The sequence below is a fragment of the Alsobacter ponti genome, from assembly GCF_024294805.1.
Taxonomy (GTDB): domain Bacteria; phylum Pseudomonadota; class Alphaproteobacteria; order Rhizobiales; family Beijerinckiaceae; genus Alsobacter; species Alsobacter ponti.
This window is the reverse complement of the sequence record NZ_JANCLU010000021.1, coordinates 20,408-44,841: the sequence shown is the minus strand read 5'-3', so window position 1 is coordinate 44,841 and position 24,434 is coordinate 20,408. Positions and strand designations below refer to the sequence as shown.

24 protein-coding genes are annotated in these 24,434 nt (G+C 69.8%); 17 read left to right on the top strand and 7 right to left on the bottom strand.

The features are described from left to right. Positions 1-25 precede the first annotated feature (25 nt). The 3 genes from NK718_RS18120 to NK718_RS18110 form a co-directional block, all read right to left on the bottom strand. Positions 26-2,389: a xanthine dehydrogenase family protein molybdopterin-binding subunit gene (locus NK718_RS18120; RefSeq protein WP_254745188.1), complete on the bottom strand. Its 2,364-nt coding sequence runs from the start codon at positions 2,387-2,389 to the stop codon at positions 26-28. 143 nt (positions 2,390-2,532) lie between these two features. After that, entirely contained in the window at positions 2,533-3,027 is a 495-nt protein-coding gene (locus NK718_RS18115; protein WP_254745186.1) for a (2Fe-2S)-binding protein, read from the bottom strand. 245 nt (positions 3,028-3,272) lie between these two features. Then, positions 3,273-3,728, bottom strand: a complete 456-nt coding sequence (locus NK718_RS18110; protein WP_254745184.1) for an SRPBCC family protein — start codon at positions 3,726-3,728, stop codon at positions 3,273-3,275. A 169-nt stretch (positions 3,729-3,897) separates the two neighbouring features. On the opposite strand from NK718_RS18110, the gene NK718_RS18105 reads away from it, so the two are divergent. Further along, positions 3,898-5,166, top strand: coding sequence for an aconitase X (locus tag NK718_RS18105; RefSeq protein ID WP_254745182.1), 1,269 nt, complete (start codon positions 3,898-3,900; stop codon positions 5,164-5,166). Beyond that, entirely contained in the window at positions 5,157-5,573 is a 417-nt protein-coding gene (locus NK718_RS18100; RefSeq protein ID WP_254745179.1) for an aconitase X swivel domain-containing protein, read from the top strand. Before NK718_RS18105 ends, NK718_RS18100 begins: the two co-directional genes overlap by 10 nt. Before the next feature lie 7 nt (positions 5,574-5,580). Here NK718_RS18100 and NK718_RS22215 read toward each other — a convergent pair whose 3' ends face one another. Then, on the bottom strand, positions 5,581-6,270 hold the full coding sequence (locus tag NK718_RS22215; RefSeq protein WP_254745177.1) for a GntR family transcriptional regulator: 690 nt from the start codon (positions 6,268-6,270) through the stop codon (positions 5,581-5,583). Between the two features lie 230 nt (positions 6,271-6,500). Here NK718_RS22215 and NK718_RS18090 point away from each other — a divergent pair, with 230 nt between their 5' ends. The 11 genes from NK718_RS18090 (at position 6,501) to NK718_RS18040 (ending at position 17,481) form a co-directional block, all read left to right on the top strand. Next, entirely contained in the window at positions 6,501-7,421 is a 921-nt protein-coding gene (locus NK718_RS18090) for a dihydrodipicolinate synthase family protein (protein ID WP_254745175.1), read from the top strand. A gap of 8 nt (positions 7,422-7,429) precedes the next feature. Then, the gene (locus NK718_RS18085) at positions 7,430-8,665 is read left to right on the top strand and encodes an NAD(P)/FAD-dependent oxidoreductase (RefSeq protein WP_254745173.1); all 1,236 of its coding nucleotides are present in this window, start codon (positions 7,430-7,432) and stop codon (positions 8,663-8,665) included. A 46-nt stretch (positions 8,666-8,711) separates the two neighbouring features. Next, on the top strand, positions 8,712-9,722 hold the full coding sequence (locus tag NK718_RS18080; protein ID WP_254745171.1) for a 4-hydroxyproline epimerase: 1,011 nt from the start codon (positions 8,712-8,714) through the stop codon (positions 9,720-9,722). 309 nt (positions 9,723-10,031) lie between these two features. Then, positions 10,032-10,946 (top strand): branched-chain amino acid ABC transporter permease, encoded by a 915-nt coding sequence (locus tag NK718_RS18075; RefSeq protein ID WP_254745169.1) that lies wholly within the window; start codon positions 10,032-10,034, stop codon positions 10,944-10,946. Between the two features lie 4 nt (positions 10,947-10,950). After that, positions 10,951-12,516 carry a high-affinity branched-chain amino acid ABC transporter permease LivM gene (gene livM / locus NK718_RS18070; RefSeq protein ID WP_254745167.1) on the top strand — a complete coding sequence of 522 codons (1,566 nt, stop codon included), beginning with the start codon at positions 10,951-10,953 and terminating at the stop codon, positions 12,514-12,516. Next, positions 12,516-13,406, top strand: coding sequence for an ABC transporter ATP-binding protein (locus tag NK718_RS18065; protein ID WP_254745165.1), 891 nt, complete (start codon positions 12,516-12,518; stop codon positions 13,404-13,406). Before livM ends, NK718_RS18065 begins: the two co-directional genes overlap by 1 nt. After that, a complete protein-coding gene (locus tag NK718_RS18060; RefSeq protein ID WP_254745163.1) occupies positions 13,403-14,170 on the top strand; it encodes an ABC transporter ATP-binding protein in 768 nt (255 codons plus the stop codon). The genes NK718_RS18065 and NK718_RS18060 overlap by 4 nt, the downstream gene beginning before the upstream one ends. A 14-nt stretch (positions 14,171-14,184) precedes the next feature. Next, positions 14,185-14,541, top strand: a complete 357-nt coding sequence (locus NK718_RS18055; RefSeq protein ID WP_254745161.1) for a DUF6867 family protein — start codon at positions 14,185-14,187, stop codon at positions 14,539-14,541. A gap of 125 nt (positions 14,542-14,666) precedes the next feature. Then, complete coding sequence (locus NK718_RS18050) at positions 14,667-15,782, top strand: branched-chain amino acid ABC transporter substrate-binding protein (protein WP_254745159.1); 1,116 nt, start codon at positions 14,667-14,669, stop codon at positions 15,780-15,782. 121 nt (positions 15,783-15,903) lie between these two features. Further along, on the top strand, positions 15,904-16,953 hold the full coding sequence (gene bmt / locus NK718_RS18045; RefSeq protein WP_371877321.1) for a betaine--homocysteine S-methyltransferase: 1,050 nt from the start codon (positions 15,904-15,906) through the stop codon (positions 16,951-16,953). Between the two features lie 156 nt (positions 16,954-17,109). Then, on the top strand, positions 17,110-17,481 hold the full coding sequence (locus NK718_RS18040) for a hypothetical protein (protein WP_254745155.1): 372 nt from the start codon (positions 17,110-17,112) through the stop codon (positions 17,479-17,481). A 16-nt stretch (positions 17,482-17,497) separates the two neighbouring features. Here the strand turns inward: NK718_RS18040 and NK718_RS18035 are convergent, their stop codons facing one another. Next, positions 17,498-18,226, bottom strand: coding sequence for a cytochrome c biogenesis CcdA family protein (locus tag NK718_RS18035; protein WP_254745153.1), 729 nt, complete (start codon positions 18,224-18,226; stop codon positions 17,498-17,500). 221 nt (positions 18,227-18,447) lie between these two features. On the opposite strand from NK718_RS18035, the gene murI reads away from it, so the two are divergent. Both murI and rpsD read left to right on the top strand, forming a co-directional pair. Then, complete coding sequence (murI, locus tag NK718_RS18030; protein ID WP_254745151.1) at positions 18,448-19,314, top strand: glutamate racemase; 867 nt, start codon at positions 18,448-18,450, stop codon at positions 19,312-19,314. 190 nt (positions 19,315-19,504) lie between these two features. Continuing rightward, on the top strand, positions 19,505-20,122 hold the full coding sequence (gene rpsD, locus NK718_RS18025; RefSeq protein ID WP_254745149.1) for a 30S ribosomal protein S4: 618 nt from the start codon (positions 19,505-19,507) through the stop codon (positions 20,120-20,122). Between the two features lie 196 nt (positions 20,123-20,318). On the opposite strand, the gene NK718_RS18020 is transcribed toward rpsD, so the two are convergent. Beyond that, positions 20,319-20,819 carry a hypothetical protein gene (locus NK718_RS18020; protein ID WP_254745135.1) on the bottom strand — a complete coding sequence of 167 codons (501 nt, stop codon included), beginning with the start codon at positions 20,817-20,819 and terminating at the stop codon, positions 20,319-20,321. 164 nt (positions 20,820-20,983) lie between these two features. Between NK718_RS18020 and NK718_RS18015 the strand changes: the two genes are divergently transcribed. Continuing rightward, entirely contained in the window at positions 20,984-21,652 is a 669-nt protein-coding gene (locus NK718_RS18015) for a response regulator transcription factor (protein ID WP_254745133.1), read from the top strand. After that, positions 21,649-23,094, top strand: coding sequence for a sensor histidine kinase (locus NK718_RS22005; protein WP_254745131.1), 1,446 nt, complete (start codon positions 21,649-21,651; stop codon positions 23,092-23,094). Before NK718_RS18015 ends, NK718_RS22005 begins: the two co-directional genes overlap by 4 nt. 7 nt (positions 23,095-23,101) lie before the next feature. Here the strand turns inward: NK718_RS22005 and purB are convergent, their stop codons facing one another. After that, complete coding sequence (purB, locus tag NK718_RS18005) at positions 23,102-24,409, bottom strand: adenylosuccinate lyase (protein ID WP_254745129.1); 1,308 nt, start codon at positions 24,407-24,409, stop codon at positions 23,102-23,104. Positions 24,410-24,434: the final 25 nt, after the last annotated feature.

The window sequence follows — 24,434 nt, the reverse complement described above, 5'->3', positions numbered from 1 at the left end:
CTCCGGAAGGAAGAATGTTCGCGGCTTATTCGGCGGCCATCTTGCGGGCCGCCTTCTGGCAGGCCTTCCACACGGCCTGGGGCGTCGCCGGCATGGCGATGTCCTCGTGGCCGAGCGCGTCGGTGATGGCGTTGATGACGGCGGGCGGCGCGGCGATGGCCCCGGCCTCGCCGCAGCCCTTGATGCCGAGCGGGTTGGAGGGGCACGGCGTCACCGTCGTGCCGACCTGGAAGGACGGCAGGTCGTCGGCGCGCGGCATGGCGTAGTCCATGTAGCTCGCCGTCACCAGCTGGCCGTTGGCGTCGTAGCGCGCGCCTTCCAGCAGCGCCTGGCCGACGCCCTGGGCGATGCCGCCATGGACCTGGCCCTCGACGATCATCGGGTTGATGACGTGGCCGAAATCGTCCACCGCCGTCCACCGCTCGATGGTGGTGACGCCCGTCTCCGGGTCGATCTCCAGCTCGCAGATGTGGACGCCGGCCGGGAAGGTGAAGTTGGTGGGGTCGTAGAACGCCCCCTCCTTCAGCCCCGGCTCCAGCTCCTGGCCGGAGAACTTGTGGGCGATGTAGGCCTGCAAGGCCACCTCGCCGAAGGCCAGCGACTTGTCGGTGCCGGCCACCTGGAAGCGGCCGTCCTTGAACTCGATGTCGTCGGCGGAGGCCTCCAGCACGTAGGCGGCCACCTTCTTGCCCTTGGCGACGACCTTGTCGAGCGCCTTGGAAATGGCCGACATGCCGACCGCGCCGGAGCGCGAGCCGTAGGTGCCCATGCCGAACTGCACCTTGTCGGTGTCGCCGTGGACGACCGAGACCTGGTCGATCGGCACGCCGAGGCGCGCCGAGACGAGCTGGGCGAAGGTCGTCTCGTGCCCCTGGCCATGCGAGTGCGAGCCGGTCAGCACCTCCACGGTGCCCACCGGGTTGACGCGGATCTCCGCCGACTCCCACAGGCCGACGCCGGCCCCGAGCGAGCCCACCGCCGCCGAGGGGGCGATGCCGCACGCCTCGATATAGGCCGAGAAGCCGATGCCGCGCAGCTTGCCCTTGCGGGCGCTCTCGCGCTTGCGCTTGCCGAAGTTGCGGTAGTCGGCCATCTCGAGCGCCTTGTCGAGGGAGGCCGAGTAGTCGCCCGCGTCGTACATCATGATCACGGGCGTCTGGTGCGGGAACTTCCGCACGAAGTTGCGGCGGCGGAACGCGGTCGGATCCTGCCCGAGCTCGCGCGCCGCGACCTCGACGATGCGCTCGACCACGAAGGTCGCCTCCGGCCGGCCGGCGCCGCGATAGGCGTCCACCGGCGCGGTCGTGGTGTAGATGCCGTCGACCTCGCAATAGATGGCCGGGATGTCGTACTGGCCCGACAGCAGCGGCGCGTAGAGATAGGTCGGCACGCTGGAGGAGAAGGTGGAGAGATAGGCCCCCAAATTCGCCTTGGTCTTCACCCGCAGGGCGAGGATGCGGCCCTTCTCGTCCATCGCCAGCTCGGCGTCGGTCACGTGGTCGCGGCCGTGCGCGTCGGAGAGGAAGGCCTCGGTGCGGTCGGCCGTCCACTTCACGGGCCGGCCCACCTTCTTCGCCGCCCAGACGCACACCGTCTCCTCGGCGTAGATGAAGATCTTGGAGCCGAAGCCGCCGCCGACGTCCGGCGCGATGACGCGCAGCTTGTGCTCCGGCGCGATGCCGATGAAGGCGGAGAGCACGAGGCGCGCCACGTGCGGGTTCTGGCTGGTGGTGTAGAGGGTGAACTGCTCGGTGCCGCTGTCGTAGTCGCCCACCGCGGCGCGCGGCTCCATGGCGTTCGGCACGAGGCGGTTGTTGACGATGTGCAGCTTCGTCACGTGCTTCGCCTTGGCGAAGGCGGCGTCGGTCGCGGCCTTGTCGCCCAGGCTCCAGTCGTAGACGCGGTTGTCCGGCGCGACGTCGTGGATCACCGTCTTGCCGGTCACGGCCTCGTTCATGTCGACGACGGCCGGCAGCACGCCGTAGTCCACCACCACCTTCTCGGCCGCGTCGCGGGCGGTGGCGTAGTCCTCGGCGACGACCACGGCGACGTGGTCGCCGACATAGCGCACCTTGCCCTGCGCCAGCGCCGGGTGCGCGCCCGCCTTCATCGGCGAGCCGTCCTTGTTGTGGATCATCCAGCCGCAGATCAGGCCGCCCACCTTGTCGGCGGCGAGGTCGTCGCCCGTCAGCACGGCCAGCACGCCGGGCACGGCCCGGGCGGCGGTGGCGTCGATGGACTTGATGGTGGCGTGGGCGTGGGGCGAGCGGACGAAATAAGCGTAGGACTGGCCGGGCCGGTTGATGTCGTCGGTGTACTGGCCCTTGCCGGTGATGAAGCGGAAATCTTCCTTGCGGCGGACGGGAGCGCCGATCTCGGTGGCTGTCATGGGGTGTCCCTCCAGGCCGTCCCCTTCGTCTTTTCGCGCGAATGGCGGACGGCGGTCGTCATTGGATTGCAGCGGCGGGGGCGAAGCGATGGGCGCGGGCGCGCGGCGGAGCGCCGCCGCGCCGCGCGATGCGGCCCCCGGCCCTACTCGGCGGCGACCTTCTGCCCGGTCGAGGCCATGGCCTGCGCGCCGGCCGCGACGGCCTTGACGATGTTGTGGTAGCCCGTGCAGCGGCAGATATTGCCCTCGAGCTCCTCGCGGATGGTGTGCTCGTCGAGGTTGGAGCCCTTGCGGTTCACCATGTCCACCGCGGTCATGATCATGCCCGGGGTGCAGAAGCCGCACTGCAGGCCGTGATGCTCGCGGAAGGCGGCCTGCATCGGGTGCAGCTCGGTCCCGTTGGCCAGCCCCTCGATGGTCGTGACGTGCGCGCCGTCGCAGCTCACCGCCAGCGTCGTGCAGCTCTTCACGGCCCGGCCGTCGACATGCACGACGCACGCGCCGCACTGGCTGGTGTCGCAGCCGACATGGGTGCCCGTCAGCCGCAGGTTCTCGCGCAGGAACTGCACGAGCAACGTCCGCGGATCGACGTTGCCGGTGACGGACTTGCCATTCACCGTCATTGAAACCGAGGCCATGCCACATCCTCCACTTGGATCGGCGTCCATGCCGGACGCCCTTTCTTGGCGCGCCGAGTAGCGCGATGAACCGAAATGTCTCTTGGGACCGACGCGCGTCGGGGGCGCGTTGCGACCAATGAGTTTTAAGTGTGATACGCCCCGAAACGCGGGTCAAGCGCCTTGAAGGTGCGAGAATCCCGCCGGAATCGCCGGATTTTCACCACTTTTCGCGTCGAGGCTCGCCCGTTCGCGAAAGGCCAGGCTCAAGCTTGCGCCGGGCTCACCGCCTTGGCGAAATTGGCGAAGAACTCGTCCGCCATCTTCTTGGCGACGCCGTTGACGAGGCGGCCGCCGAGCTGGGCGAGCTTGCCGCCGATCTGCGCCTCCACGTCGTAGGTGAGCTTGGTGCCGCCCTCGACCTCCTCGAGCTTCACCACCGCGCCGCCCTTGGCGAAGCCGGCGACGCCGCCCTCCCCCTCGCCGCTAATGCGGTAGCCGTTCGGCGCGTCGATGTCGGTCAGGTTCACCTTGCCCTTGAATGTGGCGCCGACCGGTCCGACCTTGACCTTCGCAGTGGCCTGGAATGAGGTGTCGCTGGTCTTCTCCAGGCTCTGGCAGCCAGGGATGCAGACCCGCAGCACGTCGGGATCGTTGAGCTTCGCCCACACCGTCGCCTTGTCGGCGGGCAGGACGAAGTCGCCATTCATGGTCATGGCCATGCGGGAAGCTCCTGATTGGAGGCGCGAATTCGGGCCGTCGCCCCACGGGGCTTGCGGCGCGGAACCCGCGCGGGAAGGATGGGGGCGGATCAGACCATGTTAGCCCGGTTCCCGCAATCGCGCGGTCCGTCCGGGTCAAATGCATTTTTCAAGGGGGACGCCGAACCACATGTCGATACTGACGGACGACGAACGAGAGACCGCCGCGGGCGGGCGCGGCGAAGGGGCCGGCATGGCGATGCGCATCGTCGCCGAAGCCGCCCGCCTGATGGGCGCGCCGCGCCTCATCCCCATCGCCTCGGCCCATATCGACGGCGCGCTCTACCACGGCGATTCGGGCACGCTGTTCGCCGAGGCGCTGACGGCGGGCGGCGCGCGCACGGCCGTGCCGTCGACGCTGAACGTCGGCGCGCTCGACCTCACGGGCTGCTCGCGGGTGAACCTGCCGCCGCACCAGCGCGACATGGCCCGGCGCATGATGCGCGCCTACGAGGCCATGGGCTGCGCGCCCACCTGGACCTGCGCGCCCTACCAGGCCGGGCACCGCCCCGCCGTGGGAACCGACGTCGCCTGGGGCGAATCGAACGCCGTCGCCTTCTGCAACTCCGTGCTGGGCGCGCGCACCAACCGCTACGGCGACTTCCTCGACATCGCCTGCGCGGTGTCGGCCCGCGCGCCGGACTACGGCCTGCACCGGCCGGAGAACCGCCGCGCCACCGTGGTCGTCGATGTGTCCGGCCTGTCGGCCGCGCTGCGGGCGTCCGAGACGCTCTACCCCGTGCTGGGCACGTGGTACGGGCTGACGCTGGGCTCCGCCATCGGCGTCATCGAGGGCCTGCAAGGCTTCGCCAGCGAGGACAGGCTGAAGGCGCTCGGCGCGGCGGCGGCCTCGGCCGGCGGCGTCGCCTTGTTCCACGTCGCCGGCGTGACGCCCGAGGCGCCCGACGCGGCGACCGCCTGCGGCGGGAAGGAGGCGCTGGCGAGGGCCGAGCGGATCGTGCTCGACGGGGCGACGCTGCGCGGCGCGCTGGCGCGGCTCTCCACGGCGGTGGGCGACCGCGTCGACGCCATCGCCGTCGGCAGCCCGCATCTGTCGCTCGACGAGATGGACGCGCTGGAGCGCCTGCTCGCGGGACGGCGCACGACGCGCCCGCTCTACGCCTGCACCGGCCGCCATGTCGTCCGCGCCCTCGAGGCGTCGGGGCGGCGGGCCGCGCTGGAGGCGCAGGGCGTGACGATCGTCGCCGACACCTGCGTGGTGGTGACGCCGATCCTGCCCGACATCGGCAATGGCGCGGTTCTGATGACGAACTCCGGCAAGTTCGCCCACTACGCGCCCGGCAACACCGGCTACGCGGTGCAATACGGCTCGCTCGCCGACTGCGTGGAAAGCGCCGTCGCCGGCCGCCTGATCCGGGAGGACGCCGCATGGGCGTGAACGACGGCCAGCGCGCCGAAATCCTGCTGCCGGGCGCGGGCGAAGGCGACGTGCTCGCCCTCACCCATCCGATCAGCTTCTGGGGCGGGGTCGACCCGCGCACCGGAAACATCATCGACGCGCGTCACCCCCAGCGCGGGGAATGCGTGGCGGGCCGCGTGCTGGCGCTGCCGGGGACGATCGGCTCGTCCTCGGCCTCCGCCGTGCTGCTGGAGCTGGTGCACGCCGGCAAGGCGCCGGCGGCGATCCTGATGACCGAGCCGGACGCCATCCTGCTGCTCGGGCTGGTGGTGGCGCGCGAGATGGGCTGGGCGACGCCGCCGGCGCTGCGCATGCCGCTCGAGGCCCAGCGCGCCTTGCCGGCGCGGGTGCGGGTGGGACCGGACGGCGCGGTGACGCCGGCCTGAGCCGGCGTCACAATTCGGCCAGGGCCTGCTTCAGCCCGGCGCGCAGGTGAGCGATGAGCGCGTCCGACGCGTCGCCGGCGGCCTCCGGGTCGCCGGCCGCCACCGCCGAGGCGACGGCGGCGTGGCGCTCCGCCGAGGCGCCGAGGTCCGGCTCGCGGCGGAAATAGTACCAGGCGCGGCGCACCATGGTTTGCAGCGGCGCGAGCGCGCGGGTCGCGAACGGGTTGGCGGCGCTGGCCGCCAGCGTCTCGTCGAACGCCTTGTCGCAGCGCATGTAGAGGGCCATGTCGCCCTTGGCGGCGGCGGCGCGCATCGCCTCGCCCGTCTCGGCCAGCGCGGCGCGCTGGGCCGGCGTGGCGCGGCGGGCGGCCGCCATCGCGACGACGCGCTCCACCGGGCCGCGCACGTCGAGCGCCATCAGAACCTCCAGCGGGTTGATCGCCCCCACCGTCATGCCCTTGCGGGGATAGACGACGATCAGCCCGTCGGCAACGAGGCGCTGCACCGCCTCGCGCACCGGCGTGCGGCCCATGCCAGCGCGCAGCGCCAGCTCCTGCTCCGTCACCCGCGCGCCGGGCGGCAGGTCGAGGCGCACCAGCGCGTCCTCGAGCAGGCGGAAGGCGCGCTCGGCCTGCGTCTCCGCCTGCCTCTCCCCGCCCTTGCCGCCCGTCTCCGCCGCCTTCGCCGTGTCGTTCACGCCCGCCCCCGTTGAATCTTCGTCTCAGGAAAGCACGCCGAGGTGACTGGCGCGACTCGCCTTTCAGCCGGTCCGTCCCGGCCTCGCGCCCCCGGCCCCGATGCCGCGAGGCAGGCCATTGACGGCGCTTCGATTGTAATATATCACAGGTATATCAACAACGCCGCAAGCGGGGCTTTCGTCGCCGCCCGCCATGGCGCAAGTTCTCTGCGAACCGGGAGACCGACACGATGAGCACGCCCTGGACCGGCATTTTCCCCGCCGTCACGACCAAGTTCACCGAGGACGACCGCCTCGACATCGCCGAGATGGAGCGCAGCTTCGCGCTGCAGCTCGACGCCGGCGTGCACGGGCTCATCGTCTGCGGCTCGCTCGGCGAGGCCTCCACCCTCGAGCCCGAGGAGAAGATCGAGGTGCTGCGCACCGCGCTGCGCGTCGCCAAGGGCCGCAAGCCGGTGCTTCTCACCGTGGTCGAGGGCTCGACCCGTCGCGCCTGCAAGCTCGCCGAGGACGGCGCCAAGGCCGGCGCGCAGGGCTTCATGGTGCTGCCCGGCGTGCCCTACAAGTCCGACGCGCGCGAGACGCTGACCCACTACCGCACGGTCGCGAAGGCCGGCGGCCTGCCGGTGATGATCTACAACAACCCGGTCAGCTACGGCGTCGACATCACCCCCGCCATGCTGGGCGAACTCGCGGCCGACCCGCTGTTCGTGGCGATCAAGGAATCCTCCGACGACGTGCGCCGGGTCACGAAGATCTTCAACGCGGTCGGCGACCGCTTCCAGGTCTTCACCGGCGTCGACAACCTCGCGCTGGAGAGCCTCGCCGTCGGCGCGGTGGGCTGGGTCGCCGGCCTCGTCTGCGCCTTCCCGGCCGAGACGGTCGCCATTTACGAGCTGATGAAGCAGGGCCGCGTCGCCGAGGCGCTGGCCATCTACCGCTGGTTCCAGCCGCTGCTCGACCTCGACGTCTCCGCCCGGCTCGTCCAGAACATCAAGCTCGTCGAGGCCCTGGCCGCGGGCTCGAACGACCGCTGCCGCGCGCCGCGCCTGCCGCTGGCCGGCGCCGAGCGCGCCGCCGTCGAGGCCATCGTGGCCAAGGCGATGGCGAGCCGCCCGCAACTGCCCGCCCTGCGCGCCGCGGCCGAATAGGGCTCGCCATGAAGATCGTGGTGGTCGGGGCCGGCGTCGTCGGCCTCGCCGTCGCCCACGCGCTCGTCGACGAGGGCCACGCGGTCACCGTCGTCGACCGCGAGGGCCCCGCCGCCGGGGCGTCGCGCGGCAATGCCGGGTGGCTCGCCCACACCGACATCGACCCCATCGCCTCCCCCAAGATGCTCCGGCAGGTGCCCAAATTCCTGCTGGACCCGCTCGGCCCGCTGTCGATCCGGCCGAGCTACCTGCCCCGCCTGATGCCCTGGCTGACGCGGCTGGTCCTGGCCTCGCGGCCCTCCCAGCTCGCCCGTTCGGTCGAGGCGCTGGTGGCGCTGCAGCGCCTCGCCATGCCGGCGTGGGACCGGCTCGCGTCCGAGCTCGACCTGTCGCGCCTGATTCACAAGCGCGGCGCGCTGTTCGTGTTCGACGGCGAGCAAGCCTTCGCGCTCGGCAAGCCGCATTTCGAGAAGCAGCGCGCGCTCGGCATCGCCTGCGACTTCCTCGGCGCGGCGGACCTGCGCGCGCTGGAGCCCGGCCTGTCCGAGCGCATCGTCGCCGGCGCGTTCTTCCCGGACGCCGCCCACGTCGCCGACCCGCTCGTCGTCACCCAGGCGCTGTTCGACGCGGCGCTGGCGCGCGGCGTCGCGTTCGCGCGAGCGGACATCGTCGCCATCGAGCCCGGACCGCCGTGTCGGGCAGTCGCGGCGGACGGCGCCGCGTTCGAGGCCGACGCCGCCGTGCTGTGCGCGGGCGCGTGGTCGAAGCCCCTCGCCGCCCGGCTCGGCGACGCCATCCCGCTCGATACCGAGCGCGGGTATAATGTCAGCTTCCCGGGCGTCACCGGCGTGCTGAGCCGGCCGGTCGCCTTCCAGGGGCACGGCTTCGTGGCGACGCCGCTCGACACCGGGCTGCGCATCGGCGGCGCGGTGGAACTCGCCGGGCTGGAGCTGCCGCCCAACCACGCCCGCAGCCGCGCGCTGCACGCCAAGGCGTCGCGCTTCCTGCGCGGCTTGCCGGCCTATGACGCCGGCACGCCGTGGATGGGCTTCCGCCCGTCCATCCCCGACTCGCTGCCGGTGATCGGGCGCTCGCGGGCCGCGCCGCACGTGCTGTACGCCTTCGGCCACGGCCATTACGGCCTGACCCAGTCCGCCGCGACGGCCCGCATCGTGGCGGCGCTGGCGGCCGGGCGCGAGCCGCCGATTGACCTCGCCCGGTTCAGCCCGCACAGATTCCACTGACACGGGTCCGACCTGCGTCGGAACCGCAGCCCTGACGGACATCGAGATGGCGACACACACGTTTTTCTGCGTCGACGGCCACACCTGCGGCAACCCGGTCCGCCTCGTCGCCGGCGGCGGACCGCCCCTGCGCGGGGCCGACATGGTGGAGAAGCGCGCCCACTTCCTGGCCGAATACGACTGGATCCGCACCGGCCTGTGCTTCGAGCCGCGCGGCCACGACATGATGTCCGGCGCGATCCTCTACCCGCCGACGCGGCCGGATTGCGACATCGCCTTCCTGTTCATCGAGACGTCCGGCTGCCTGCCGATGTGCGGCCACGGCACCATCGGCACCGTCACCATGGCGCTTGAGCGCGGGCTGGTGACGCCGCGCGAGCCGGGGCTTCTGCGCATCGACACGCCGGCCGGCGTCGTCGAGGCGCGCTACCAGAAGAACGGCGACTACGTCGACAGCGTGCGCATCACCAACGTCGCCTCGTTCCTGCACTCGCGCCAGATCGCGGCCGACGTCGAGGGTCTGGGCGAACTGGTGGTGGACGTCGCCTATGGCGGCAATTTCTACGCCATTGTCGAGCCGCAGAAGAACTTTCCCGGGCTGGAGCACGTGCAGCCCTCCGACATATTGCGCTGGAGCCCGCGGGTGCGCGCCGCCTTCCGCAAGGCCTATGACTTCGTCCACCCGGAGAACCCGGCCATCAACGGCCTCTCCCACGTGCTGTGGACGGGCACGCCGACCCGCGAGGAGGCCCACGCCCGCAACGCCGTGTTCTATGGAGACAAGGCCATCGACCGCTCGCCCTGCGGCACCGGCACCTCGGCGCGCATGGCGCAGTGGGCGGCGCTGGGCCGCCTGAAGCCGGGCGACGACTTCGTCCACGAGAGCATCATCGGCACGATGTTCAAGGGCCGGGTCGAGCGCGCGGCGCGCGTCGGCGACCGCGACGCCATCATTCCCTCGATCGAGGGCTGGGCGCGGATGACGGGCTACAACACGATTTTCATCGACGACCGCGACCCGCTCGCGCACGGTTTTCAGGTTCGCGACCAGGCCTGACGGCGCCGGATGGCTGCATTGCGTGCTCATCGGGGCTCGCCGGGAGCCGTCGAAACCACGAAAGCGGCGGTCCGGGAGGGGGTCTCGTGGCGGAATCCACCGAAGAGGGGCGCTTTTTTCGCAAGTTCCGCTTTTTGATGAAAATCACATGGCGGAAAGTTGTGAGGTTCCGGGCGGCTTGGTAAGACTGCGAGACAATGTACCCAGTGCTGGGCACGCGGCTTGCTAAGGGCCTCGCGCCCGGCGGCCGGAAGAACGGAAAATCCGCCACGGCCGGGCGCATCGTCACAGAGGGGAGTGGCAGAGCACATGGAAGTATTTCTCCAGCAGCTCATCAACGGGCTGACGCTGGGGTCGATCTACGGCCTCATCGCGATCGGCTACACGATGGTCTTCGGCATCATCGGAATGGTCAATTTCGCCCATGGCGACGTGTTCATGGTGGGCGGCTTCATCGCCCTGATGTGTTTCATGATCCTGACGGCCTGGCTGGGGCTGGCGGTGATCCCCTCCCTGCTTCTGGTGCTGCTGATCGGGATGATCCTCACCGGGCTGTGGAACTGGACGATCGAGCGCGTCGCCTACCGGCCCTTGCGCGGCTCCTTCCGGCTCGCCCCGTTGATTTCCGCGATCGGCATGTCGATCTTCCTGGCCAACCTCGTGCAGGTGCTGCAGGGCCCGCGCAACAAGCCGCTGCCGCCGATGATCCAGGGCAATTTCGTGCTGATGGGCAGTGAATCGACCACCGTCGTTCTCGCCTACAAGCAGATCGTCATCGTCGTCGTAACCGTCGCGCTGCTGATTGCGTTCTGGTGGCTGGTGCAGAAGACGCCGCTCGGCCGCGCCCAGCGCGCCTGCGAACAGGACCGCAAGATGGCCGCCCTGCTGGGCATCGACGTCGACCGCACGATCTCGATCACCTTCGTCATCGGCGCCGCGCTCGCCGCCGTCGCCGGCGTCATGTACCTCATGTACTACGGCGTGGTGAGCTTCAGCGACGGCTTCGTGCCCGGCGTCAAAGCGTTCACGGCGGCCGTGCTCGGAGGCATCGGCTCGCTGCCCGGCGCGGTGCTCGGAGGCCTGCTGATCGGCCTCATCGAAACGATGTGGTCGGCCTACTTCACCATCGACTACAAGGACGTCGCGGCCTTCTCCATCCTCGCGATCACCCTCATCTTCCTGCCCACCGGCATCCTGGGCCGGCCCGAAGTCGAGAAGGTCTGAGCAGATGACCATCGCCGCCCAGACCTCCCTGCCGGCCGCCCGCGCGGCCGAGTCGCAAATCCCCAAGGCCGCCCGCGAGGCCGGCTTCGCCGCGCTCGTGATGCTCGGACTGTCCTTCCCGATCCTGGCTCTCAGGACCGAGCAGAACATGTCCAACGAGCTGATCCTGACGAGCCGCTGGTCGTGGGCGCTCATCGCCTGCATCGCGGTGTTCATCGCGCGCTTCGTGCAGATCCTCTTCCGCAGCGCGCTCGCCAAGACGCTCACGGTGTTCGGCTCGCTGGTGCTGCTGGGCGGGCTGGCCCGCGCCGCGGGCGCCGCGTTCGACACCTTTGCCGCTTCCGTGTTCGCCATCGGCGTCGCCCTGGTGGCGCTGGGCCTCGTCTGGGAGCGTCGCGCCGCCACCACGCCGCCCTCGACGCGCACCGCCGCGGAGCGGTTCGCGTGGTTCGCGCCCGCCAAACCCTACGTCGCGCCCTTCGCGCTGGGGCTGCTCGCCGCATATCCGCTGCTGGCGCTCGCCGCCGTCGGCCAGGGCGGGTCGATCAAGTGGATCGACAATTTCGGCATCCAGATCCTCATCTACATCATGCTCGGCTGGGGCCTGAACATCGTGGTCGGCCTCGCCGGCCTGCTGGACCTCGGCTACGTCGCCTTCTACGCGGTGGGCGCCTATGCCTACGCGCTGATCTCGACGCAGGTGATCCCGGCCACCTTCCCTGGGCTCGGCGTGTGGGCCTTCTGGATCTGCCTGCCGATCTCGGGACTGCTGGCGGCGCTTTGGGGCATCCTGCTCGGCTTCCCGGTGCTGCGACTGCGCGGCGACTACCTCGCCATCGTGACGCTGGCCTTCGGCGAGATCATCCGCCTGGTGCTGATCAACTGGGTCGACTTCTCGAACGGCTATGCCGGCATCTCGTCGATCCCGCGGCCCAGCTTCTTCGGCGTGCCCTTCAACGCCTCCGACGAGGGTTTCGCCGCGCTTTTCGGGCTGGAATTCAGCCCGATCTACCGCACCATCTTCCTCTACTACGTGATCCTCTGCCTCGCTTTGCTGACGGCGTTCGTCACGGTGAGGCTGCGGCGGCTGCCCGTCGGCCGCGCCTGGGAGGCGCTGCGCGAGGACGAGATCGCCTGCCGTTCGCTCGGCATCAACACCACCAACACGAAGCTGACCGCCTTCGCGCTGGGCGCGATGTTCGGCGGCTTCGCGGGCTGCTTCTTCGCGGCGCGCCAGGGCTTCATCAGCCCGGAGAGCTTCACCTTCCTGGAGTCGGCGCAGGTGCTGGCCATCGTCGTGCTCGGCGGCACCGGCAGCCTGCTCGGCGTGGTGATCGCCTCGATCGCGCTGGTCGGCGGCTTCGAGATCCTGCGCGAGCTGGACTTCCTCAAGCAGGTGTTCGGCGAGTCCTTCGACCCGACGCAGTACCGCACTCTCCTGTTCGGCCTCTCCATGGTGCTGATCATGCTGTGGAAGCCCCGCGGCCTGGTCTCGACCCGCGAGCCGACCGCCTTCCTCAAGGAATCCAAAGCCGTGTCGTCATCTCTCGTGAAGGAGGGCCACGGCTGATGAGCGCCTCCCTCCAGACCCGGACCGCCGCCCCGCTGCTGCAGGTCGACCACCTGACCATGCGCTTCGGCGGCCTCGTCGCCATCAACGACCTCAGCTTCGAGGCCCGCGCCGGCGACATCACCGCCCTGATCGGCCCGAACGGGGCCGGCAAGACGACGGTGTTCAACTGCATCACCGGCTTCTACAAGCCGACCGAGGGGATGATCACACTCACCCACCCGGACGGCTCGTCCTACCTGCTGGAGCGCCTGCCGGACTTCCGGATCAACTGGCGCGCCAAGGTGGCCCGCACGTTCCAGAACATCCGGCTCTTCCAGGGCATGACGGTGCTGGAGAACCTGCTCGTCGCCCAGCACAACCCGCTGATGATCGCCTCCGGCATGACCTTCCTCGGCGTGCTCGGCACCAAGGGCTATCGGGAGAGCTCGCGCAAGTCGATCGAGAAGGCCGAGTACTGGCTCGAGAAGACCGGGCTGGTGGAGCGCGCCGACGACGCCGCCGGCGACCTGCCCTACGGCGCGCAGCGCCGGCTGGAGATCGCCCGCGCCATGTGCACGGACCCCGTGCTGCTGTGCCTCGACGAGCCCGCCGCCGGCCTCAACCCGCGCGAGAGCCTGGAGCTGAACACGCTGCTGCGCTCCATCCGCAAGGACCACGGCACGGCCATCCTGCTGATCGAGCACGACATGTCGGTGGTTATGGAGATCTCCGACCACGTCGTGGTGCTCGACTACGGCACCAAGATCGCCGACGGCACTCCCGAGGAGGTGCGCAACGATCCGCGCGTGATCGCCGCCTATCTCGGCGTCGAGGACGAGGAGGTCGAGGAGGTCGAGGCCGAGGTCGAGGTGGTGGCCGAGCAGGTCGAGGCGGAGCACAAGGCATGAGCACGTTGACCGAGACCGCCGCGCCCGTCGCAACCGCCCAGGGCCCGTCCCTGCTCGCCGTGCGCGGCGTGAAGACCTATTACGGCAACATCATCGCGCTGAAGGGCGTCGACCTCGACGTGCGCCAGGGCGAGATCGTCACCATGATCGGCGCCAACGGCGCCGGCAAGTCGACGCTGATGATGACCATCTTCGGCAGCCCTCGGGCGCGCGAGGGGTCGATCAGCTTCGACGGGCGCGACATCACGCAGATGCCGACGCACGAGATCGCCCGCCTGCGCATCGCGCAGTCGCCGGAGGGTCGGCGCGTGTTCCCGCGCATGACCGTCTACGAAAACCTGCAGATGGGCGCGTCGATCAACAACTTCGCGCATTTCGAGCAGGACCTGGAGCGCATGTTCGCTCTGTTTCCGCGGCTGAAGGAGCGCATCTCGCAGCGCGGCGGCACGCTCTCGGGCGGCGAACAGCAGATGCTCGCCATCGCCCGCGCACTGATGGCGCGCCCCCGCCTGCTGCTGCTGGACGAGCCCTCGCTCGGTCTGGCGCCGTTGATCGTGCGCCAGATCTTCGACGCCATCCGCATGCTGAACCGCGAGGAGGGACTGACGGTCTTCCTCGTGGAGCAGAACGCCTACCATGCGCTGAAGCTCGCCCATCGCGGCTACGTCATGGTCAACGGCGTCATCACCATGCAGGGCACGGGCCGCGAGCTGCTGGCCGATCCGCAGGTGCGGGCGGCCTACCTCGAAGGCGGACATCACTGATCGGGACGGCGACGATGCATGGCATTCTCTACGAGGAAGACTGGATCCTGCCGTTCCTGGTGATCTCCGTGATCCTGGGCGGGGCGGCGGCGTGGCAGACGGGGCGCTCCATCGCCCAGACGTGGCGGCCGGCCTGGCAGGTCGTGCCCTACATGCTGGTGCTCGGCTGCGCGGTGCGCTTCCTGCACTTCGCCCTGATGGGCGGCCAGCTCTTCACGGCGCAATACTACACGGTCGACACCGTCATCCTGCTCGCGCTGGGCTTCGCCGGCTTCCAGCACCGGCGGGCGGCGCAGATGGCGACCCAGTACCGCTGGCTCTACGAACGCACCGGCCCGTTCTCCTGGCGCGAGCGCTCTGGAAACGCCTGAAACGGGTTGGAAAACAAAAAGCTTTTCGAGTGACACCGGTTTCAAAAGGCGCAATCATCCGCCCTTGACCGGATCGCTCGGCTAGGCCGGGTCCCGATCGGGATCTATTTGAAGAGGGGAACCGCATGAAAAAACTGCTGATGACCGGAATCGCGCTCGGCGCGGTGCTCGCGCTGTCTGGCGTCGCCAACGCCCAGATCAAGCTCGGCGTCGCCGGCCCGATCACCGGGCCGAACGCCGCGTTCGGCGCGCAGCTCAAGAACGGCGTCGAACAGGCCGTCGAGGACATCAACGCCAAGGGCGGCGTGATGGGCCAGAAGATCTCGGTGAGCGTCGGCGACGACGTCTCCGATCCCAAGCAGGGCGTCTCGGTGGCGAACAAGTTCGTCGGCGACGGCGTCAAGTGGGTGGTCGGCCACTTCAACTCCGGCGTCACCAACCCCGCCTCCGACGTCTACCAGGAGAACGGGATGATCATGGTGACCCCTTCGGCCACCAACCCGAAGATCACCGAGAAGGGCATGTGGAACGTGTTCCGTACCTGCGGTCGTGACGACCAGCAGGGCGCGGTGGCCGCCGACTACATCGTCAAGCACCTGAAGGGCAAGAAGGTCGCCGTCGTCCACGACAAGACGACCTACGGCCAGGGCCTCGCCGACGAGACCAAGAAGGCGATGAACGCCAAGGGCGTGAAGGAAGTCCTGTACGAAGGCGTGAACACCGGCGAGAAGGACTATTCGGCCCTGGTGTCGAAGATCAAGTCCTCCGGCGCCGAGGTCGTCTACTGGGGCGGCCTGCACACCGAAGGCGGCCTGATCGTGCGCCAGATGCGCGACCAGGGCGTCAAGGCCGTGCTGATGTCCGGCGACGGCATCACCTCCGACGAGTTCGCGACGATCGGCGGCCCCGGCGTCGAGGGCACGCTGATGACCTTCCCGCCGGACCCGCGCAAGCGCCCGGAGGCCAAGGAAATCACGAAGAAGTTCGAGGAGAAGAAGTTTAACCCGGAGGCGTACACGCTCTACAGCTACGCCGCGGTGCAGATCCTCGCGCAGGCCGCCGAGATGGCCAAGTCGGTCGACCCCAAGAAGATGGCCGAGGTCATGCACTCGGGCAAGCCGTTCAAGACCGTCATCGGCGACATCTCCTTCGACAAGAAGGGCGACATCACCCGTCCGGACTACACCATGTATGTCTGGAAGAAGGACGCGGCCGGCAAGATCACCTACGTCGAGCAATAAGCTCCGACGCAGGCACGAACCGGGAAGGGCGCCCCTCGCGGGCGCCCTTTTCGTTGCGCGCGGCCCACGCGTTCCGCATGTTGGACGATCGTCCGTTTTGACAAACGGGCCGACGGTGCTAATGGAGGCCCGCGCCGACGCAGCGGCGCGCGAAGGAGATTACCCCGTGTCGGACCTGCTCTCCCGCCTTCTCGCGGAACGCCGCGTCCTTCTCGCCGATGGCGCGACCGGCACCAACTACTTCGACATGGGCCTCGCCTCCGGCGAAGCGCCCGAAGCGTGGCTGACCGAGCATCCGGAGAAGGTGGCGGAACTGCACCGCCGCTTCGTCGAGGCCGGCGCCGATATCATCCTCACCAACAGCTTCGGCGCGAACCGCTACCGGCTCAAGCTGCATGGCCTGCAGGATCGCACGCACGAGCTGAACCGCCTCGCCGCGTCGCTGGCGCGCAAGGTGGCCGACGCCGCCGGCCGTCCGGTCGTCACGGCTGGCTCGATGGGCCCGACCGGCGAGCTCTTCACCCCGCTCGGCGCGCTGACCATGGACGCCGCCATCGAGGCCTTCGCCGAGCAGGCGCGCGGGCTGAAGGAGGGCGGCGCGGACGTCGCCTGGATCGAGACCATGTCGGCCCCGGAGGAGCTCGAGGCCGCCGCGCGCGGGGCCATCGCCGCCGGGCTACCCTACGTCTTCACCGCCAGCTTCGACACGGCCGGCCGCACCATGATGGGCCTGACGCCCGAAGGCCTCACCGAGCTGGTCGAGCGGCTGGTCGTCAAGCCCGTCGCCTACGGCGCCAATTGCGGCATCGGCCCCGGCGACCTCGTCGCCTCGGTGCTGTCGATGAGCGAGGCGGCGCCCGGCGACGTCCTCGTCGCCAAGGGCAATTGCGGCATTCCGCAGTGGGTCGGCGACAGCGTCCACTACGGCGGCACGCCGGAGCTGATGGGGCACTATGCCTGCCTCGCACGGGCGGCCGGAGCGCGCATCATCGGCGGCTGCTGCGGAACCTCGCCCGCCCACATCGCCGCCATGCGCAAGGCGATCGACGCCGGCGCGTCCCTGCCCCGCCCGACCTTTGAGGCCGTGGAGGCGACCTTGGGCCCGATCACCCGAAGCAAACAGTCGGCGGGCCGGGCGCGCACCGGCCGGCGCGGACGCGAAGTCGCCTGATCCCGCGACGGCCGCGCCCTTGTCCGCCCCGGGCTTCACCGCGACAGACGTTCCGTTAACCATCCGGACAGCTCAACCCTGAGTTTCTGGCGCGCCCGGCCGCGCGTGCTTAACCTTGATGCATCGTGAACACTGCCCCCGGACACCGGAGGAGCCATGGTCACCGCGCGGCATCTCAGCGACACGCCACACCGGCTGACAGCCTCGGTCATGCCAGCCTTCGTCCTCGCCGCCTTCGTGCTCGCCGCTTTTGTCCTCCCCTTGTCGCCGGCCGCCGCGCAGGCCGGCTGCACGCTGAGCGACAAGGCCGTGGCCGCGGCCGGCAAGGGCGCGAAGTACGACGCCTTCGTCCGCGCCACGGGATGCCAAGGCAAGCGCATTTCGTCGTTCGAGATGCTCGGCGGCAAGACCGAGGTCTACTGGTTCGAGGATGGCGACAAGCGGCTGCAGGTCACGTTCCGCAACGGCGCGCTACAGTCGGCCCGCAACACCGGCGTGGACCCGGTCATCACCGGATCGCCGCGCTGAGCCCGAGGCTCCGTCCTCAGCCCAGGCGGCCCAGGATCGGGAACGTCTCGAGCAGCCAGAACGACAGCTGCGTGAACGAGCCGGTGAGGAAGGCCACCCCGGTGGCGACGAGCAGCGCGCCCATGGCCTTCTCGACATAGCCCATTCTCTTGCGGAAGCGCCGCATGAACCCGGTGAACGGCTCCAGCGCCAGCGCCGCGCCCAGGAAGGGGATGCCGAGCCCGGCCGAATAGGCGGCCAGCAGCGTCGCGCCGCGCGCAACCGTGTCCTCCGAGCCCGCCACCGCCAGGATCGCCGCCAGGATCGGGCCGATGCACGGCGTCCAGCCAAAGGCGAAGGCGAGCCCCATGACGTAGGCCCCCCACAGGCCGACCGGCTTTTCGACCCGCAGCCGCGCCTCGCGATAGAACATGCGGACCCGGAACACGCCCAGGAAGTGCAGTCCCATCACGATGATGGTGATGCCGGCGAGCAGGGACAGCGTGTCGAGATATTGCCGGATCGTCTGGCCCAGCACCGACGCGGTGGCGCCCAGCAGCACGAAGACGGTCGAAAAGCCGAGCACGAACAGCACGGCGACGAGCAGGATGTCCCGCCGCGCCCGCCGCTCGCCGCCCTCGACGAACTCCTCGATGGTCGTGCCCGCGAGGAAGCACAGATAGGGCGGCACCAGGGGCAGCACGCACGGGCTCAGGAAGCTCAAAATGCCCGCGAGCACCGCGGCGGTCAGGGAAACGTCGCTCATGGCGCGGTTCTAGAGCATCGCCCGGCGAAGGGGAAACCGGTTCGTGGGCCGGGATGGCGCTCCGGCCGGAATCCGGATCACGAATGGGCGACACGCCGGTGAAGAGCCGCGCGCGAAGCGGGCCCGACCCGCCCGCCTCAAGGAAAGATTGCGCCGATCATGAAATCTTTACCGATCCCGTGCTGCTCTGGACGCCTGGGCGGGCGACCAGAGCGCCTCACATGAGCGTCGATCTTCTCGCGGGAACGGTTTATGAGGCGGGTGCGGTCCTGACCATGCGCGCGCCCACCATCCTCGTCTTCGATTCCGGCCTCGGCGGCCTCACCGTCTTTCGCGAGGTCGTGCGGGCGCGCCCGGACGCGCGCTATGTCTACGCCGCCGACGACGCCGCTTTTCCCTATGGGCGGCTCGACGAGGCGGCGCTGGTGGCGCGGGTCTGCTCGGTGATGGACCGGCTCGTCGCGCTGCACCGCCCCGACATCGTCGTCATCGCCTGCAACACCGCCTCGACGCTGGTTCTTCCGGCACTGCGCGCGCGCTTCCCCATCCCCTTCGTCGGCACCGTGCCGGCGATCAAGCCGGCGGCCGAGCAGTCGCGCACCCGCCACGTCGCCGTGCTGGCGACGCCGGGCACGGTGAAGCGCGACTATACGCAGGAGCTGATCCGCTCCTTCGCGGGCGATTGCCGGGTCACGCTGGTCGGTTCGACGCGGCTCGCGGGCCTCGCCGAGGCCTGCCTGCGCGGCGAACCGGTCGCCGACGCCGACATCGCGGCCGAGATCGCCCCCTGCTTCCCGGAAGGCGAGCCGCGCACCGACGTCGTCGTGCTGGGCTGCACCCATTATCCGCTGCTGCTCGACGCCTTCCGCCGCCTCGCGCCGTGGCCCGTGGCCTGGCTCGATCCCGCCCCCGCCATCGCGCGCCGGGTGGTGCAGCTCATCGGCGGGCCGCTGCTCGGCCACGAGGGCGACGAGGAGGCCCAGGCCGTGTTCACCGGCGGGCACGGCGTCACGCCGCCGCTGGCCCGGGCCCTGGCCGATTTCGGCCTGCCCTGCGTCCACGCGGAGCCGATGCCGCTGGCCATGTGACTCCCGCCGGGCCGGCGTTGACAGGCGCGGCCGCATCCTCTAGACGCATCCGCAGCGCGGGCCTTCACGGGCCCGCGTGATCGTTTGACGCACCCGTGGTGCCGGACTTCGCCGTCCGGAACCTGTCGGCCCCGAAACGGGCACAGGAGGGCGCGTTCCTCGACATCTTCATTTCTCGAGAGGAACCGCGATGACGAAGCGCGCAGAAGCCAAGTACAAGATCGACCGCCGACTTGGCCAGAACATCTGGGGCCGCCCGAAGAGCCCCGTCAACCGCCGCGAGTACGGCCCCGGCCAGCACGGCCAGCGCCGCAAGGGCAAGCTCTCCGACTTCGGCACGCAGCTGCGCGCCAAGCAGAAGCTGAAGGGCTACTACGGCAACATTTCCGAGAAGCAGTTCCGCAAGTACTACGCCGAAGCCATTCGCATGAAGGGCGACAGCGGCGAGAACCTGATCGGCCTGCTCGAGCGCCGCCTGGACGCCGTGGTCTATCGTTCGAAGTTCGTGGCCACGCCGTTCGCGGCGCGCCAGTTCGTCAACCACGGCCACGTCAAGGTCAATGGCCGCCGCGTCAACATCGCCTCCTATCAGGTGAAGCCGGGCGACGTCGTCGAGGTGAAGGACGCCTCCAAGCAGCTGGCCATCGTGCTCGAGGCCTCGCAGCTCGCCGAGCGGGACGTGCCGGACTACATCGAGGTCGACCACTCCAAGATGACCGCCAAGCTCGCCCGCGTGCCCGGCCTGGCCGAGGTTCCGTACGCGGTGCAGATGGAGCCGAACCTGGTCGTCGAGTTCTACTCGCGCTGATCCGGCGGCGCTCCGGCGCCATCCGACGGACTTTCGACAGCCGCGCCCCCCGGGCGCGGCTGTTTCGTTATTGGGGGTATCGCCTCCGGCGCGCCCGCTCTTTCCGGATGGCTTCACCCGCGCATCGGCTTCACCCGCGCATCGAGCGCGGGCCTAAGGATCGCCAGGAGCGGACGCCCGCGTTGCCGGATCGCGACTAGGGGCGCGCCTCGCGTTCGATCTCCAGCGGGCCGGACGGCTCGAAGCGCAGAACGTAGCGCCGGCCCTTGGCGTCGGCCGCGTCGCATGCGACATCGCGCCACGCGGCGCGGTCGGCGGACCAGGTCAGGCGGCATGTCCCGGTGACAGGCACGGGCGGGGCCGAACCGTCGCGGCCGACGCGCACGCGGGTGATGTCGAGCACGCTTTCGCTCGCGTTGGCGGCGGCGTCCGGCTCGGCCACGAAGGCGATGGCGGCCTTTCCGGCCAGCCCCAGCAGGATCACCGAGCGCCCGCTGCGATACAGGACGCGGATGACGCCCGGGTTGGCGACGCACGCGACGGGCTTGTCTGCCACCTGCGCCTCGATGCATCGTCCCTTCCCGACGGCGACCTCCACGGCGGGGTCGACCGCGTCGGCGGCGCGGGCCGAAGCGGTGGCGGAAGCGGCGACGATCGCCAGCGCGGCGACGGCGAAACGGGACGAAACGCGATGCAAGACCATTCCTCGACACGCCAGATTCGTCGGCCGCGATCCAGCACGAAAACATTCACCGGTTCCGTTTATCGTGAATTCGCCGAATGCGCGCGCGGGCGCATCCCGGCGGTTGCAGCGATTTTCCGCCGTGCTACAGGTCAGGCGGACCAGTGGGGGACGTGCCAGTGAAGCTGCTCCTCATCGAGGATGACGAGGCGATGGCGCAATATGTCGCGGCGGGCTTGCGCTCGGCCGGCCACAGCGTCGACCGCGTCGCCGGCGGAAAGGCGGGGCTGGAGGAAGCCCAGCGGCAGCAGCACGAGGTGCTGATCGTCGACCGCATGCTCCCCGAACTCGACGGGCTCGAGCTCGTGCGCCGGCTGCGCGCCGGCGGCATCCGCACGCCGGTGCTGTTCCTGACCACGATGAGCGGCATCGACGACCGGGTGGAGGGCCTGGAGGCCGGCGGCGACGACTACCTCGTCAAGCCGTTCGCCCTGCCCGAGCTGGCGGCGCGCATTGGCGCGCTGGGGCGGCGCGGCGGCCCGGCGGCGGCCACCACCATCCTGCGGGTCGGCGACCTCGAGCTCGACCTCATCAAGCGCACGGCGACGCGCGGCGGCCAGCGCATCGAGCTGCAGCCGCGCGAGTTCCAGCTTCTCGAATACCTCATGCGATGCGCCGGACAGGTGGTGACGCGCACCATGCTGCTTGAAAACGTGTGGGACTTCCATTTCGACCCGCAGACCAACATCGTCGAGACGCATGTCAGCCGCTTGCGCAGCAAGGTCGACAAGGGCTTTCCGACCTCGATGATCCACACGGTCCGCGGCGCCGGGTACATGCTGCGGTGAAGCCGCGCTTCGCAGGCACGGTCTCGTTCCGTCTTGCGCTGCTCTACGCGCTGATTTTCGCCGTCTCCGCCTTCGCCCTGTTCGGCCTGCTCTATTGGCGCATCCTGCAGTTCGCCGAGGGGCAGATCAACGAGGCCATCACAGCCGAGCTGCTGGGCCTCTCCCATCTCCACGAACCCGAGGACGCCGACGTGCTGGTCCGCGCCGTGAGGAACCGCGCGGCGTCGGCCAACCCGGGAACCTATTACCTGCTTCAGGGAAGCGACGGCTCCTGGATCGCGGGAAACATCGCGACGCTGCCGCACTCAGCGGGGCGCTTCGAGCATGACGTCACGGTCACCGAGGGCCGTCCCCCGCCCCCCTACACGCGTGGCCGCTTTGTCGGCGTCGAACTGGAGGACGGGCGCATCCTATTCGCCGGGCGCAACCTCGCGCAGTTCCTCGACTTCGACCAGCGGCTGCGCGAGACCTTCTTCACCGCGATGAGCTTCGCCATGGCGCTCGCCATCGGCGGCGGCATGCTGATGAGCCTCGGCTTCCTGCGGCGCGTCGAGGCGATCAACCGCACCACGGCGAACATCGTCGCGGGCAATCTGTCCGAGCGCATCCCGATCACGGGCTCGTTCGACGAGCTCGACACGCTCGCCGAGAACCTCAACGCCATGCTCGCCCGGATCCAGACCCTGATGGACGGGCTGCGGCAGGTCTCGACCGACATCGCGCACGACCTGCGCACGCCGCTGGCGCGGCTGCGGCAGCGGCTGGAGGCGGCGCGTGACCGGGTCAGCGGCGAAAACGGCGACGTCTCCGAATACGAGGCGGCGCTGGAGGAGATCGACGCCATCCTGGCGACCTTCTCGGCGCTTCTGCGCATCGCCCAGATCGAGAGCGGCGCGCGCCTGCAGGGCTTCCGGCGCGTGAACCTGTCGGCGGTGTTCGCCACCGTCGCCGAGGCCTACGCCCCCGCCGCCGAGGACAAGGGCCAGACGCTCACCAGCGCCATCGAGGCGGGTATCGACATCTCCGGGGACCGCGAGCTGCTGACGCAGATGCTGGCGAACCTGCTGGAGAACGCGCTGCACCACGCGCCCCAGGGAGCCTCGATTCGCGTCACGCTCACCGAGCACGGGCGGCTCGCCGTCGGCGAGGTGTCCGACGACGGGCCCGGCATCCCGGAAGCCGAGCGCGCCAACGTGCTGCGCCGCTTCTACAGGCTCGAGCGCAGTCGGGGCGCGCCCGGCAACGGGCTGGGCCTCAGCCTCGTCGCCGCCGTGGCCGAACTGCACCACGTCGACCTTTCGCTGGAGGACAACCGCCCGGGCCTGCGCGTGGTGATGACCTTCCCGGAGGCGCGGCACGCGGCCGAGTCCGCGCCGGCCGCGCGGACGGACCGCGCGACGCCGCTGGCCGCCGCTGCGGCCGAACCCATCCCGCGCCCGTAATCGGCCCTCAGGCGCGGCCGAATACGCGGCGGAAGATCGTGTCCACGTGCTTGAGGTGGTAGCCGAGGTCGAACAGCTCCTCGAGCTCGGCCGGGCTCAGCCGCGCGGCGACGTCCGCGTCCGCCTTGAGCAGAGTGAGGAAATCGCCCTGCCCGCGCCAAACCGGCATGGCGTTGCGCTGCACCAGGCGGTAGGCGTCCTCGCGCGAGACGCCCTTCTGCGTCAGCGCCAGCAGCACGCGCTGCGAATGGACGAGACCGCCGAGCCGGTCGAGGTTCTTCTGCATGTTCTCGGGGTAGACCAGCAACTTGTCGACGACGCCGGCGAGCCGCGCCAGCGCGAAATCCAGCGTCACGGTGGCGTCCGGCCCGATCATCCGCTCGACCGAGGAGTGCGAGATGTCGCGCTCGTGCCACAGCGCGACGTTCTCCATGGCGGGCACGGCGTAGGCGCGCACCATGCGCGCCAGCCCGGTCAGGTTCTCGGTGAGCACCGGGTTGCGCTTGTGCGGCATGGCGGAAGAGCCCTTCTGCCCTTCAGAGAAATATTCCTCCGCCTCCAGCACCTCCGAGCGCTGCAGATGCCGGATCTCCACCGCCAGCCGCTCGATGCTGGAGGCGACGACTCCCAGCGTGGCGAAGAACATGGCGTGGCGGTCGCGCGGGATGACCTGCGTCGACACCGGCTCGGGCCGCAGGCCGAGCGCCCGGGCGACGTGCTCCTCGACGCGCGGGTCGATATTGGCGAAGGTGCCCACCGCGCCCGAGATGGCGCAGGTCGCCACCTCCTCGCGCGCCGCGACGAGCCGCGCCCGGCAGCGCGTGAACTCGGCATAGGCCAGCGCCAGCTTCACGCCGAACGTCGTCGGCTCGGCGTGGATGCCGTGCGAGCGGCCGATGGTCGGCGTCGTCTTGTACTCGAACGCGCGGCGCTCCAGCGCCGCCAGCAGGGCGTCGATGTCCTTCAGCAGCAGGTCCGCGGCGCGAACGAGCTGCACGTTGAGGCAGGTGTCCAGCACGTCGGACGAGGTCATGCCCTGGTGGACGAAACGGGCGTCCGGCCCCACGAACTCGGCGAGATGGGTGAGGAAGGCGATGACGTCGTGCTTCACCTCGCGCTCGATCGCGTCGATCTTCTCGACGTCGAACTTCGCCGCGCCGCCCTTCTCCCAGATCGTCCGCGCCGCCTCCTTGGGGATGACGCCGAGTTCGGCCAGGGCGTCGCAGGCATGCGCCTCGATCTCGAACCAGATGCGGAACTTGGCCTCGGGCGACCAGATCGCGACCATCTCGGGGCGGCTGTAGCGCGGGATCATGGCGGGTCCTTCCGAAGCTCGAGTG

Bases quoted from the DNA above. Each gene is read 5' to 3' on its own strand.
- NK718_RS18120 (WP_254745188.1), bottom strand. From the start codon at position 2,389: ATGACAGCCACCGAGATCGGCGCTCCCGTCCGCCGCAAGGAAGATTTC.
- NK718_RS18115 (WP_254745186.1), bottom strand. From the start codon at position 3,027: ATGGCCTCGGTTTCAATGACGGTGAATGGCAAGTCCGTCACCGGCAAC.
- NK718_RS18110 (WP_254745184.1), bottom strand. From the start codon at position 3,728: ATGGCCATGACCATGAATGGCGACTTCGTCCTGCCCGCCGACAAGGCG.
- NK718_RS18105 (WP_254745182.1), top strand. From the start codon at position 3,898: ATGTCGATACTGACGGACGACGAACGAGAGACCGCCGCGGGCGGGCGC.
- NK718_RS18100 (WP_254745179.1), top strand. From the start codon at position 5,157: ATGGGCGTGAACGACGGCCAGCGCGCCGAAATCCTGCTGCCGGGCGCG.
- NK718_RS18090 (WP_254745175.1), top strand. From the start codon at position 6,501: ATGAGCACGCCCTGGACCGGCATTTTCCCCGCCGTCACGACCAAGTTC.
- NK718_RS18085 (WP_254745173.1), top strand. From the start codon at position 7,430: ATGAAGATCGTGGTGGTCGGGGCCGGCGTCGTCGGCCTCGCCGTCGCC.
- NK718_RS18080 (WP_254745171.1), top strand. From the start codon at position 8,712: ATGGCGACACACACGTTTTTCTGCGTCGACGGCCACACCTGCGGCAAC.
- NK718_RS18075 (WP_254745169.1), top strand. From the start codon at position 10,032: ATGGAAGTATTTCTCCAGCAGCTCATCAACGGGCTGACGCTGGGGTCG.
- livM (WP_254745167.1), top strand. From the start codon at position 10,951: ATGACCATCGCCGCCCAGACCTCCCTGCCGGCCGCCCGCGCGGCCGAG.
- NK718_RS18065 (WP_254745165.1), top strand. From the start codon at position 12,516: ATGAGCGCCTCCCTCCAGACCCGGACCGCCGCCCCGCTGCTGCAGGTC.
- NK718_RS18060 (WP_254745163.1), top strand. From the start codon at position 13,403: ATGAGCACGTTGACCGAGACCGCCGCGCCCGTCGCAACCGCCCAGGGC.
- NK718_RS18055 (WP_254745161.1), top strand. From the start codon at position 14,185: ATGCATGGCATTCTCTACGAGGAAGACTGGATCCTGCCGTTCCTGGTG.
- NK718_RS18050 (WP_254745159.1), top strand. From the start codon at position 14,667: ATGAAAAAACTGCTGATGACCGGAATCGCGCTCGGCGCGGTGCTCGCG.
- bmt (WP_371877321.1), top strand. From the start codon at position 15,904: ATGGAGGCCCGCGCCGACGCAGCGGCGCGCGAAGGAGATTACCCCGTG.
- NK718_RS18040 (WP_254745155.1), top strand. From the start codon at position 17,110: ATGGTCACCGCGCGGCATCTCAGCGACACGCCACACCGGCTGACAGCC.
- NK718_RS18035 (WP_254745153.1), bottom strand. From the start codon at position 18,226: ATGAGCGACGTTTCCCTGACCGCCGCGGTGCTCGCGGGCATTTTGAGC.
- murI (WP_254745151.1), top strand. From the start codon at position 18,448: ATGAGCGTCGATCTTCTCGCGGGAACGGTTTATGAGGCGGGTGCGGTC.
- rpsD (WP_254745149.1), top strand. From the start codon at position 19,505: ATGACGAAGCGCGCAGAAGCCAAGTACAAGATCGACCGCCGACTTGGC.
- purB (WP_254745129.1), bottom strand. From the start codon at position 24,409: ATGATCCCGCGCTACAGCCGCCCCGAGATGGTCGCGATCTGGTCGCCC.